14 protein-coding genes are annotated in these 11,965 nt (G+C 38.0%); 13 read left to right on the plus strand and 1 reads right to left on the minus strand.

Annotated elements, in window-relative coordinates:
• Positions 1 to 66 precede the first annotated feature (66 nt).
• From D8Q48_RS05400 to D8Q48_RS05430, 7 genes are all read left to right on the plus strand, one after another.
• Positions 67 to 825 carry a hypothetical protein gene (locus tag D8Q48_RS05400; RefSeq protein WP_022075475.1) on the plus strand — a complete coding sequence of 253 codons (759 nt, stop codon included), beginning with the start codon at positions 67 to 69 and terminating at the stop codon, positions 823 to 825.
• A gap of 1 nt (position 826) precedes the next feature.
• The gene (locus tag D8Q48_RS05405; RefSeq protein WP_121055761.1) at positions 827 to 1,594 is read left to right on the plus strand and encodes a TatD family hydrolase; all 768 of its coding nucleotides are present in this window, start codon (positions 827 to 829) and stop codon (positions 1,592 to 1,594) included.
• Between the two features lie 60 nt (positions 1,595 to 1,654).
• A complete protein-coding gene (gene rsmA, locus D8Q48_RS05410; protein ID WP_117989946.1) occupies positions 1,655 to 2,530 on the plus strand; it encodes a 16S rRNA (adenine(1518)-N(6)/adenine(1519)-N(6))-dimethyltransferase RsmA in 876 nt (291 codons plus the stop codon).
• A gap of 108 nt (positions 2,531 to 2,638) precedes the next feature.
• Positions 2,639 to 4,006 (plus strand): citrate/2-methylcitrate synthase, encoded by a 1,368-nt coding sequence (locus D8Q48_RS05415; RefSeq protein ID WP_121055763.1) that lies wholly within the window; start codon positions 2,639 to 2,641, stop codon positions 4,004 to 4,006.
• 8 nt (positions 4,007 to 4,014) lie between these two features.
• Complete coding sequence (locus tag D8Q48_RS05420) at positions 4,015 to 4,941, plus strand: alpha/beta hydrolase (protein ID WP_121055765.1); 927 nt, start codon at positions 4,015 to 4,017, stop codon at positions 4,939 to 4,941.
• Positions 4,942 to 5,299: 358 nt separating this feature from the next.
• Complete coding sequence (locus D8Q48_RS05425) at positions 5,300 to 6,433, plus strand: hypothetical protein (RefSeq protein ID WP_004844113.1); 1,134 nt, start codon at positions 5,300 to 5,302, stop codon at positions 6,431 to 6,433.
• Positions 6,426 to 6,794, plus strand: coding sequence for a hypothetical protein (locus tag D8Q48_RS05430; protein ID WP_004844112.1), 369 nt, complete (start codon positions 6,426 to 6,428; stop codon positions 6,792 to 6,794). The genes D8Q48_RS05425 and D8Q48_RS05430 overlap by 8 nt, the downstream gene beginning before the upstream one ends.
• A gap of 170 nt (positions 6,795 to 6,964) precedes the next feature.
• On the opposite strand, the gene D8Q48_RS05435 is transcribed toward D8Q48_RS05430, so the two are convergent.
• Positions 6,965 to 7,804 carry a helix-turn-helix transcriptional regulator gene (locus tag D8Q48_RS05435; protein ID WP_004844111.1) on the minus strand — a complete coding sequence of 280 codons (840 nt, stop codon included), beginning with the start codon at positions 7,802 to 7,804 and terminating at the stop codon, positions 6,965 to 6,967.
• A gap of 283 nt (positions 7,805 to 8,087) precedes the next feature.
• Between D8Q48_RS05435 and D8Q48_RS05440 the strand changes: the two genes are divergently transcribed.
• The 6 genes from D8Q48_RS05440 to D8Q48_RS05465 all read left to right on the plus strand — a co-directional run.
• Positions 8,088 to 8,420, plus strand: coding sequence for a hypothetical protein (locus D8Q48_RS05440; protein WP_009244196.1), 333 nt, complete (start codon positions 8,088 to 8,090; stop codon positions 8,418 to 8,420).
• Between the two features lie 41 nt (positions 8,421 to 8,461).
• Positions 8,462 to 9,670, plus strand: a complete 1,209-nt coding sequence (locus D8Q48_RS05445; protein ID WP_330412007.1) for a replication initiation factor domain-containing protein — start codon at positions 8,462 to 8,464, stop codon at positions 9,668 to 9,670.
• On the plus strand, positions 9,615 to 9,848 hold the full coding sequence (locus tag D8Q48_RS05450) for a helix-turn-helix domain-containing protein (protein ID WP_009244192.1): 234 nt from the start codon (positions 9,615 to 9,617) through the stop codon (positions 9,846 to 9,848). Before D8Q48_RS05445 ends, D8Q48_RS05450 begins: the two co-directional genes overlap by 56 nt.
• 67 nt (positions 9,849 to 9,915) lie before the next feature.
• The gene (locus D8Q48_RS05455; protein WP_237998810.1) at positions 9,916 to 10,776 is read left to right on the plus strand and encodes a hypothetical protein; all 861 of its coding nucleotides are present in this window, start codon (positions 9,916 to 9,918) and stop codon (positions 10,774 to 10,776) included.
• Positions 10,777 to 10,835: 59 nt separating this feature from the next.
• Positions 10,836 to 11,621 (plus strand): ParA family protein, encoded by a 786-nt coding sequence (locus D8Q48_RS05460; protein WP_015529850.1) that lies wholly within the window; start codon positions 10,836 to 10,838, stop codon positions 11,619 to 11,621.
• Positions 11,611 to 11,965: ParB N-terminal domain-containing protein (locus D8Q48_RS05465; RefSeq protein ID WP_121055767.1), on the plus strand; the 355-nt coding region annotated here is incomplete at its 3' end. The genes D8Q48_RS05460 and D8Q48_RS05465, both read left to right, overlap by 11 nt.

Raw genomic sequence — 11,965 nt, forward strand, 5'->3', positions numbered from 1 at the left:
ATGCAAATCTATCCGATATAATAAATACATTATATCGGATAGATTTAAAATTATCGGGAGGAAAATATGATTGATCAATCACAGTTTCGTAAGAAATTAGAAGAGCTGCTGGAACAGGCAGATGTACAGGATAAACGTTTGACAAATGAACAGATTAAAGAATTTTTTGCAGAGGATGGGCTGACAGAGGAACAGATGCTGTTGGTATATGATTTTTTGATGTCGCAGAAGATTGTTGTGTCAGGATATTATAAACAGCAAACAACAGAACAGATAGATGAGAGCAAATTTTCAGATGAAGAAAAGCAGTATTTGGCGGAGTATACAGAAGATTTGAAAGCTATGAAGCAAGAGCAGGAGGGCGAGAGAGCAGAACTTTTAAAGAAGGCAGTTGCACAGGATGCGCTTGCAAAGAGCAGATTGATAGAGCTTTATCTTCCGCAGGTAGTAGAGATTGCGAAAGAACTTCATGAGGAAGGAATTTATCTTGGCGATTGTGTGCAGGAAGGGAATGTCAGTTTGATCTTAGCGTTAGATATGCTTCCGGAAGATGATGCGGATGCATTTATTCAGCAGGAAATCAGACAGGGAATTCTGGCAATGATGGAAGAGCATAAAGAATTAAAACGCCGTGATAAAAAGATGGAAAACCAGGTTAATAATCTGGATGAGACATTGCATAAAATGGCAGATGAAAAAGGTCGTGGAATTACGATGAGTGAGCTTGCAGAACATATGAAGATATCTGAGGATGAGATTTTGGATATCATCAAACTGGCAGGTGAAGAGATGTACGATAAGTTTAAGGAATATAAGGATAACTAACATGATATTTGATACACATGCACATTATGATGATAAACAATTTGATGAGGACAGAGACCGGATATTAAGTTCAATGCAGGAACAAGGCGTTGGAACGATCGTTGATGCAAGTGCTACGGTAGATTCCTGGGAGCGTGTACTTGAATTAACAAGAAGATACTCATTTGTATATGGAATGATTGGAGTACATCCGGATGAAGTGGGTGATTTGAATGAAGAGAATTTTGTCCGGATGGAACAATTACTTCATGAAGAGAAGATCGTGGCAGTAGGAGAGATTGGACTGGATTATTATTGGGATAAAGAGCAGCATGAAATTCAGAAAGAATGGTTTATATGTCAACTACAGCTGGCACGAAAGCTAAATATGCCGGTTAACATTCATAGTAGAGAAGCTGCGCAGGATACAATGGAGATTATGAAAGAACATGCAGCTGATATGAAGGCAATTATTCATTGTTATTCGTATTCAAAAGAGATGGCAGAAGAATACGTCAAGATGGGTTATCTGTTAGGTATTGGCGGCGTTGTGACATTTAAGAATGCAAAAAAGTTAAAGGAAGTTGTAAAAGCAGTACCATTGTCGCATATTGTTTTGGAAACAGATTGTCCATATCTTGCACCGGAACCGAATCGTGGAAAGAGAAATGCATCTTCGAATCTGATTTATGTGGCACAGACAATTGTACAGTTGAAAGGAACTACTACAGAGGAAGTGATTGCTGTGACAGAAGAGAATGCAAGAAAATTTTATGGCTTAGATAAATAAAAGTAAATCCTGTGAGAATTTAGATGTATAGAGCAGGGGATATAAAAGAGGAGAAATTTGATGAAAGAACCTACATTAGGGAATCCACAAAATACAATTGCTGTATTACAAAAATATAATTTTTCATTTCAGAAGAAATTTGGACAGAATTTTTTGATTGATACACACGTATTAGATAAAATTATTGCTTCGGCGGAAATTACAAAGAATGATATGGTATTGGAGATTGGTCCGGGGATTGGGACTATGACACAGTATCTGGCATGTGCAGCGGGGAAAGTAGTTGCAGTAGAGATTGATAAGACATTGATTCCGATTCTGGAAGATACATTATCAGAATATGATAATGTTCAGATTATAAACCAGGATGTTTTGAAGGTGAATCTTGCAAAATTAGCAGAAGAGGAAAATGGTGGGAAACCGATCAAAGTGGTAGCGAACCTGCCATATTATATTACAACACCGATTATTATGGGATTATTTGAGAATCATGTTCCTCTGAAGAGCATTACGGTTATGGTACAGAAGGAAGTAGCAGACCGTATGCAGGTCGGACCGGGAACAAAAGATTATGGAGCATTGTCGCTTGCAGTACAGTATTACGCAAAACCATATATAGTGGCAAATGTACCGCCAAACTGTTTTATGCCTCGTCCGAAAGTCGGGTCTGCGGTAATCCGTCTTGAGAGATATGAGGAACCACCGGTACAGGTTGCAGATGAAAAATTGATGTTCCGAATTATTCGTGCCTCATTTAATCAGAGACGAAAAACGCTTGTGAATGGTTTGAAAAACTCACCGGAAATTCAATTTACCAAAGAAGAAATTGAAGCTGCAATTGAAACTCTTGGTAAGGGCGCAAGTGTGCGAGGTGAAGCTTTGACTCTGGAAGAATTCGCAAGATTGAGTAATATTTTATCGGGCACAGAGCAATAAATATAAAAACTTTATAACCTGCTAGTGTAAAATTTAATATACAATTCATTGTATATTAAGTAAAGTTTTAGTATAATAAAATGAATACGACATGAAGGAGGAGCAACAATGAGAGCTGTAGACGACATTTTATTTAACAACACTCCTGCAATCCAGCAATTAGCACGTAAGTGTGAGGAGAATAATGTAATCGACAGAGACTTATATGAAAAATATGAGGTAAAACGTGGATTGCGTGACTTGAATGGTAAAGGTGTATTAGCAGGACTGACAAATATATCAGATGTTTGTGCAAAGAAGATTGTGGACGGAGAAGAAGTGCCGTGTGCAGGTAATCTCTATTATCGCGGATATAACATCAAAGATTTAGTAAAAGGTTTTTTGGATGCCAAGCATTCAGGATTTGAAGAGACCGCATATCTGCTCCTTTTTGGTGAATTGCCGAATGCGACAGAATTAAAAGATTTTCAGCAGATGTTAGCACAACGCAGGATGCTTCCGCCGAACTTTGTTCGAGATGTAATTATGAAAGCACCAAGCAGAGATATGATGAATAATGTTTCACGCTGCATTTTACAATTATATTCTTATGATGCGAAGGCGGACGATACAGATATTCCTAATGTTTTACGTCAGTGCCTGAATTTGATTGCTCAGTTTCCAATGTTGATGGTATATGGATATCATGCATATAACTATCGAAGAGGACAAGATTTATATATTTATGCACCAGATCCGTCATTATCAACGGCAGAGAATATTTTGATGATGCTTCGTGAAAACCGACAGTATACTGCACTGGAAGCAGAAATCCTGGATATGGCTCTGGTTCTGCATATGGATCATGGCGGTGGTAACAACTCAACGTTTACAACCCATGTGGTTACTTCTTCGGGAACAGATACATATTCTACTATTTCTGCAGCAATGGCTTCTTTAAAAGGACCAAAGCATGGCGGTGCAAATATTAAGGTAACGCAGATGTTTGAAGACATGAAGTTCTGTGTGAAAGATTGGACAGACGATGATGAGGTTAGAGGTTATCTGGAAGCACTGCTGAATAAAGAAGCATTTGACCGCAAAGGACTGATTTATGGAATGGGACATGCGATTTATTCTGTATCAGACCCACGTGCTGAGATATTTAAGAAGTTTGTAAAAGAGCTTGCAATTGAAAAAGGCTGTGAGAAAGAGTATGCATTATACGAGAAAGTAGAGAAGATGGCACCGGAAGTAATTGCACAAAAACGTAAGATGTACAAGGGTGTTAATGCCAACGTTGATTTTTACAGTGGTCTGGTATACAGCATGTTAGATCTTCCACCAGCATTATACACACCAATTTTTGCAGCTGCACGTATTGTTGGATGGAGTGCACATCGTCTTGAAGAGTTAAAAAATGTAGATAAGATTATTCGACCGGCATACAAACCGCTTGCACCATATCGAGATTATATTAAATTAGATGATAGGTAGAGGTTAACATGAAAGATGAATTTTATTTTCCATCAAAAGATGGTAATACTGAAATCCATACAATTGAATGGAAACCAGAAGGGAAAATAAAAGCAGTACTGCAGATTTGTCATGGGATGATAGAATATGTAGATCGCTATGATGAATTCGCCCAGTTTTTAAGTGAACAAGGTATTTATGTAGTTGGTAACGATCATCTAGGACATGGCAAATCTGTTCAGAGTAAGCTAGAATATGGATATTTTCAAAAAGAATATGGCAATGCGTGTCTGCTTGCAGACATGCATATGCTTCGAACAAAGACTGCAAAGAAATATCCGGATGTCCCATACTTTATGTTAGGACATAGTATGGGTTCAATCCTTTTGCGCCAATATATTCAGATGTACGGCAATGGGCTTGCAGGAGCAATATTGATTGGAGTTGTTGCGGAACGTCCGATACCGGTATTGAATTTTGGAAAAGCATTGTGTAAAGGTATTGCAGTAGTAAAAGGTGACCATTATAGAAGTAAATTAGTTGAGGACATGGTAATCGGAACATTTAATAAGAAATTTAAACATCCGAAGACAAGAGCTGACTGGGTTACCAGTGATGATGAGAAGCTCCAAGAATATGTCAATGATCCTCTTTGTTCTTTCCACTTTACAGTTAATGCATACGGCAATATGCTAGAAGGCATGACACGAATGGAAAAGAAAGAGAATGTGTTTATGATTCCGAAACATCTTCCAATCCTTATGTCAGCAGGAGTAGAAGATCCGGCAGGAAAGTGCGGAAAGGGTGTCCGTAAGGTTTATGAAAAGTATAAAGAGTCAGGAATCAGGGATGTTACATTACAGTTGTATGCAGGAGATAGGCATGAGTTGTTAAATGAGACAGACCGAGATCAAGTTTATCAGGATATTCTGGCATGGATGGAAAATAGAATATAGGATTTGAGATATATACAACGCAAAACCCGCTAATCACAAGGACTAGCGGGTTTTGGTGTTTTTATAGTTATCTAAAGGAATGAGGGATTATCGAACTGGTTTATATTGTGTTACAAAGTGTTGTAAAGCCCGGAATTACAGGCTTTTTTAAAATTGACTTACATATAAAGTGTTATATTTATTTATCCTGATTTGACCGAAATTTGCCCCGAGATTCTTTGTTTGGATTTGTTTGAAAATAGTTTGATAAAAATAAAATAGAATGAAATATTTGAAATAAACATAAAAAAATATAGACAAAATAGGGAATAAGATATAATATTAAAGTAAATATATAATCTAAGGAGGAAGGATATTTATGAGAAAAATTTTTAAACGATTTGCTTCACTTTTGACAATCTTTATATTGACTATTATGTCAATAGTTCCTGTCCATGCATCGGAGAATACTTCTGTTGTAAATGTTACGGATGATTTGGCGATACAGATGGCAGAACGTTTTGCAAAGGGAATAGGAGAAAATAGCAATATTGTTGCTAATAATCCGAGAAAATTTTATGATACAACAGGTCAAGCTATTGGATATATTGTAAATTACAATTTAGAAAACAAACCATATGGATATGTAGTTTTTGATACTACGTGTGAATCTTTGATATCAGAATACTCATTTGGTAATAATTCAGCAAATCCATATGAGGTGATTTATCAAAGTGAAGCAAATGTATTTAGTGAAAAAGCAAATACCTCTGAAATATATAAAATAGCTCCGTTTGAATATGGTATTGTTGATAATTTGGGAAAGATTAGAACGAATTATGGTGAAACATTAGAAAAAACAGTACTGTCCTTGAATGAGAGTAGGGGAAAAGACCCAGCTACTTGGGATGAGGTTTTGCTAGATATTGATGAAGTTTATGAAAACTACACGCTTGTTTCAACAAATCATCTTCAAGAATTTATTTCCTTTAATGAGCCGTATATAGAAAGTGTAACAGGACATTATGCATGTGCAGTTAGTGCATTATTAGCATGTGGTGCATATTATAATGCTGTTGATTATACAGATATTGCAGGTGATTATATGGATATTTGGGATTCAACAGGAACGACAGTTTCATCGGAGAGTGGAGGAATAACATATGGTTCAACAACTATTGGCAATATTGGACCTGGATTTGTGGACTTTTGTGCTGGAAAGAATGTTTCTGTAACACAAAATACTGACTATAGTCCCAATTATAATTTTTTCACTAATTGCATTGATAGAGGAGATATAGCAGTTGTCCATTGTGGTATAATTAGCAGTGATACTGGAGAACGTGCGGGGCATTCAATGGCAGCAGAGGGATATGCAACTTTGCGAGCATATAATTCTGGAAATACAGTACATACATTGATGGTATTTGATGGATGGGGGGATACAGTACGTTATTTGAATTTTGATTTTGATAGTTGGACAGACATATCGGGGACTACATTTAATGGATAAGAAACGATTGATTTTGTTAATCATACTTTTGCTTGCAATAGTATTAATTGTGCTTGGCGTAAAAGGAAATGTTTTTAAGGAGAATCGTCAAAATATGGAGTTGCGTTCTAGTGGAGATGATAATTCTCATTGGTTTCATTTGAGTGGGGTTGTTGTAGAGAAAACTTTTGATACACTTTTAATAGAACTAAATGAGAAGGAAGAAAGTAGTCTATTTTTTGATACGACAAAAGTTAGTTTAGATTGTACTAAGTGTAAAGGTGATCTAGAACAAGTATCAGAAGGAAATGTTATTAAATTTTATTTTTTTAAGTATAATATTGATGGTGAAACGGTAAAAATTGAAAGAATAGTAAGATAAAAGTATAAGTAAGAGTTCTGCTATCAGAACATTATTATTAGTGAGGTAAAGGAACAAGGCGAAGCCGAGACGCCGTAGGGCAGTCCTTTACGGAACGGACACAGCCAATACCATCATGATACATAAGAGGACTTGAAAGGTCACAAACCTTGCAAGTCCTCTTGTTTATCTTATGGGTTACTTCTGTCGGATTGCATTTTCCAATAGACCGCTTCTTTCGTGGCTTCTCGGAAAAAGCTATCCTGTCTGGTATATGACAGATGTTCATTCTGGATATAAGCGTCTGATTCGCAATCATATTCGTAAGGGATTACCTGTGCTGTTCCCTGTTTTTCATCAATTCCATAGATAATTACTTTGGAATCTCTCAATGCCAGTCCGAGTGTCAGAAAGCCGGAAGTGAAATAATTGTTGTTGTGTGGAGCGGTTATGCTTTTCAGTGCATGAAAGAAGTCTGCTACTTCCTCAGTCTGTCCATTCTCAAAAGCCGGAATGATATGTAAGGTGTTGTTTGCCTTATCTGCATATGCCCGGCAGACCAGAACGGAAGAATCCGCTTTTTGTATGATACCGTCAAAATAATCGCCGGAGTATGCAGTTGGCTGATAGAAAATGGCGGTTTCTTTTGTTGTAAGGTTATGATAAGTCAGAAAGCCGTTTACAAGCCGGACAATCTCGATATCATCCCCGTAGGTAAATCCGTTCTGCTCTAAAAGAGAATAGAAAGTTCTGGTAAATTCTTCCGGCAGTTCAATCCCCAGTTTTTCTGTGATAAGCATATCTACATATTCTTTAAATGAACCATACAGAAGTTCATTCAGCGTCATATTGCCCAACGTGGCAATCTGCTTCAAGCGTTTCTCATTGGGAAGATTCACACCCTTTTCCCAACTGTTTACAGAGCCTTTCGGGGCATTATCTATGATTTCCCCAAACTTCTGCATACTGTAACCGTATTTCTTGCGTATCTGTAAAATTCGTTTTCCTACTGCTTCTTTATTCACAAACATATGCACACCTCGTTTCTGTTTTCATCATAACACAAGATAAGGATAAATGTAAGGGTAAAATTATAATAAGTTATAAAAAGATATAGTTAAGCGTTTGAAATACAAAAATAAAAAGTAAGGGAAAAAGTAAAATAATTGTTGACAAGAAGAAAAAACAGGTCTATGATGAGGTTAAGAGGTAAGGAGAAAAGTAATGAAATAAATATAGACGTGGATATGAAAAGGACTTGTCACACTTACCAGACACTCATTCACCATGATTTCAAAAAAGGAGAAATGTAGCATGCAGATTACATTGACAAAAGAACAGGTCAGAGAAGCGTTCGGGGAACTCCGTTACATGGGAGCAGACTACTGCTACAAGTATGATAAGGAAACCCGGAAGAAAACCGAGGAAGTGGAAGCATTGAAACTTCACCTCGGAAGCATGAAACTTGGAAACAGCGTAGATATCCGTCTGGAAGCAACAGAACTTCCAAAGGTAGAGCCTTACACAGTGGTAGAACTAGAAGAAGCGGTATATGCCCCTTATGTGCAGAGAGGAAACTTCCCGGTATTGGTGGACAGAATCTCCTGCAAGGGTATCCGTGTTGTTACCGGAAAAGGAAACGTGTAGAGACTGTTCCCGGAAATTCTCTGCGGACTGCTCCGTACAGCGTGAAAGGAGCAAAGGGAGTAGAGAAGTTCCGGGAACGTGGCGAAAGCCACGGCATACTACGAAAGGCAGGGATGATGATAACAGAGGTAATGAAAATTTCAGAACCCCCCTATACTAACAGGGGGGTAACTCGTCAGAAAGAAGATTTGACAGCACTGATTGACTGGTGTCAGATTACTGTCAAAGGTGTAGACGTGTTCATAATCATAGAAGATATCTTGCGGATTCCACTGAGTTTTATGGAACTGCATGGTAAGGAAAAAGGAATTGCTGGACACGAACTGATAGCAAGATTTGACAATATCAAGATTCTGAAACCGACAGGAAATGCACAGTATGAGGGATTTCAGATTCTTATGAGTGGTTCGGGGTGCAGGAATTATGAAAATTTCCTTATGATGAATAAGGAAACATGGTTTGATTTTCTGGAAAGAGTTTGCAGATACCCGGTGAATTTTCCGAGGATAGACTTGGCAATCGACGATACAAAGCCTTATCTGTCTATCCCGGAATTGATTCGTCTGAAAAACGAGGGGCTGATATCTAGTCAGTTGCGTGATACAGCAGAGAATCGTTCTGATAGACTGAAAGAGGATGAAATAGAAGCGCAGGGAAAAACACTATATCTCGGCAGTAAACACAGTGATTTTCGGATTACATTCTATGAAAAGGGATATGAACAGGCAGAAAAGTTCGGAAAAGAACTCAACCCGGACTGGAACAGATATGAACTTCGATTCCGGCACAAAAAAGCGGTCAGATTAGTAGAAGAACTTCTGAAAGACAGGGATGTGGCACGGATTGCGTTGTCTGTATTAAACGAGAAAGTGCGGTTTTTACAGAAGCCGGAAAACAGCACGGTTACAAGAAAACGGCTTTATCCTACTTATCCCCCGTGGGAAGAACTCATGCAGGATGTAGGGAAGATAAAGTTGACCATGAATCCAGAGAAAAAGACACTGGAACGAACATGGCAGTGGCTGAACGTAGCAGTTTCGCCCTCTTTAAAGCTAATGGATAAAATCGGAAAACTGGATAACAGAGATTATATCCGCCAGCTAATAGAACGGGGGCAGATGAACGAAGAACAACAACGCATATATGAGGACTATAAAAAATCTTTCCTTTTGAGGGAAGAAGAAAGGAGAATCTTTGACAGAACATACACAGAAAACGATACAGACAAAGAAAGCCCTTACAGTGAATGAAGCGTCAGAGTATACGGGAATTGGAAGAAATAATCTGCGAAAGCTGATTACATGGCAGAAGATTCCGGTCATAAGGATTGGAAATAAGATTCTTATACGCTCTGAGGTTTTAGACCAGTTTTTGAAGAAAAACGAAGGGCATAATCTGAAAAATAAATATGAAGTAATTGCAGTATAAACACAAATAAGCATATAATACTGTCAGACCAGTTCTGATAGTCCTTGCACGGAAAGGAGCGTGCAGATTGGGCAAGGACTTAAAAGGAAATCCATTACCGCCGGGAATTATGCAGAGAAAAAGCGGAATTTACAGAGGGCGGTTTTATTACAAAGGAGAAACGTATACAAAAGATAATGCGGACTTAAAAAAGTTAGTTCAAGAAATGGAAGATTTACGCTATGAAGTCAAGCATGGGTTGAAAGGAAAGGGCGATAATATCACTCTGGATACATGGTTTGATATCTGGCTGAATACCCATAAGAAGCGGACTATCAAGGAGAGTACACAAGTACGTTATGATGATTTTTACAGACGTTACATAAAGAAGCAGATAGGAAAACAACGTGTGGCAGATTTTAATCCGATTATTTTGGAACGTCTGCTTCAGAATATGGCAGATGATGATTACAGCACAAAGACTATACGGGATGTGTATAATATTCTCAATGCTATGTTCAAATATGCAGTGCATAACAGGATTCTTACATTCAACCCATGTGCAGGAGTGGAAGTTCCCAAAACAAAGACAAAACAGATACGGGTACTGACTGTGAAAGAACAACGGGAAGTATTGGAACACGCAAAGGAGAGAATACACGAGAATCTCATACAGGTAGCACTCGGAACGGGAATGCGTGGCGGAGATGATGATGATAAAATAAGACTAAATCAACGGAAACCCAGTAAATACAAGGGGTTGAGTCGATTTGGTCCTGAAAAAAACTTGCAACGAATCAACAAATTTATGAAGGAAAGGCCTACCTTTTATAAAAAACTTATTCAGATGAAAGAAAATTTCCGCTTTTATCTGAGATGCTTTTACTGTATCACGAAAGTGGTGATATTACAATTTAATAGCGAAAAACAGGACCGAATTAGCTCGTAATGGATGAAAATCTGTTTAGCTGATTCGGTCATTTTTATTGATTGAAAGGTGATGAAAAAATGGCTAGAATTATTTCTATTGTAAACCAAAAAGGGGGAACGGGAAAATCCGCATGTACAGCTAATTTAGCAGTAGGATTAGCACAAAAGAATATGAAAGTGTTGATTGTAGATGCCGATCCACAGTCTGATGTATCCGCAGGATTTGGATATCGTGATTGTGATGACAGTAATGAAACACTTACAGCTCTTATGGATGCAGTAATGAAAGATGAAGATATTCCTTCAGACTGTTATATCAGACATCAGGCAGAGGGAATAGATATTATCTGTTCTAACATTGGACTGGCAGGTACGGAAGTACAGTTGGTAAATGCAATGAGCAGGGAATATGTATTGAAACAGATTTTATATGGTATCAAGGATCAATATGATGCAGTCATTATTGACTGTATGCCATCATTGGGAATGATTACGATCAATGCGCTGGCTGCATCAGATGAAGTCCTCATTCCAGTTGAAGCGTCCTACCTGCCAATCAAAGGCTTGCAGCAGTTGTTAAAAACGATCGGTAAGGTTCGTAAGCAGATTAATCCGAAGTTGCAAGTCGGTGGGATTCTGTTCACGATGGTCGATGCGCATACAAATGATGCCAGAAATAATATGGAACTTCTCAGAAATGTATATGGAAGTCAAATTCATATCTTTGATAATTATATTCCATTTTCTGTAAGAATGAAGGAAGCAGTCAGAGAAGGACAGAGTATTTTCTCTTATGATCCGAAAGGCAAAGCTACAGAGGCTTATCGGAGAGTGACGGAGGAGGTGCTAGAAGATGCCATCTAAAAAAAGAGCAACTCCCATTTCCTTACAGCCACTTGATGCGTTGTTTGGAACAAACGAAGAAACAAACAATGGAATTTGCGAGATAAAAATAGGAAGCCTTCATCCATTTCCAAATCACCCGTTTCAAGTAAAAGATGATAAGAAAATGGAAGAATTATCAGAAAGCATTACACAATATGGCGTGTTGGTTCCTGGTATTGTGCGGTTGAGAGAGTCTGGTGGTTATGAGCTGGTAGCTGGTCATCGGCGAAAACGAGCATGTGAACTTGCTGGACTAGAGAAAATGCCGGTTATCATCAAAGATCTTACAGATGATGAAGCGACGGTGATTATGGTAGATTCCA

The sequence above is a fragment of the Ruminococcus sp. B05 genome (genome assembly GCF_003628495.1).
Lineage (GTDB): Bacteria > Bacillota > Clostridia > Lachnospirales > Lachnospiraceae > Schaedlerella > Schaedlerella hominis.

Bases quoted from the DNA above. Each gene is read 5' to 3' on its own strand.
- rsmA (WP_117989946.1), top strand. From the start codon at position 1,655: ATGAAAGAACCTACATTAGGGAATCCACAAAATACAATTGCTGTATTA.
- D8Q48_RS05400 (WP_022075475.1), top strand. From the start codon at position 67: ATGATTGATCAATCACAGTTTCGTAAGAAATTAGAAGAGCTGCTGGAA.
- D8Q48_RS05440 (WP_009244196.1), top strand. From the start codon at position 8,088: ATGCAGATTACATTGACAAAAGAACAGGTCAGAGAAGCGTTCGGGGAA.
- D8Q48_RS05405 (WP_121055761.1), top strand. From the start codon at position 827: ATGATATTTGATACACATGCACATTATGATGATAAACAATTTGATGAG.
- D8Q48_RS05420 (WP_121055765.1), top strand. From the start codon at position 4,015: ATGAAAGATGAATTTTATTTTCCATCAAAAGATGGTAATACTGAAATC.
- D8Q48_RS05425 (WP_004844113.1), top strand. From the start codon at position 5,300: ATGAGAAAAATTTTTAAACGATTTGCTTCACTTTTGACAATCTTTATA.
- D8Q48_RS05435 (WP_004844111.1), bottom strand. From the start codon at position 7,804: ATGTTTGTGAATAAAGAAGCAGTAGGAAAACGAATTTTACAGATACGC.
- D8Q48_RS05430 (WP_004844112.1), top strand. From the start codon at position 6,426: ATGGATAAGAAACGATTGATTTTGTTAATCATACTTTTGCTTGCAATA.
- D8Q48_RS05460 (WP_015529850.1), top strand. From the start codon at position 10,836: ATGGCTAGAATTATTTCTATTGTAAACCAAAAAGGGGGAACGGGAAAA.
- D8Q48_RS05415 (WP_121055763.1), top strand. From the start codon at position 2,639: ATGAGAGCTGTAGACGACATTTTATTTAACAACACTCCTGCAATCCAG.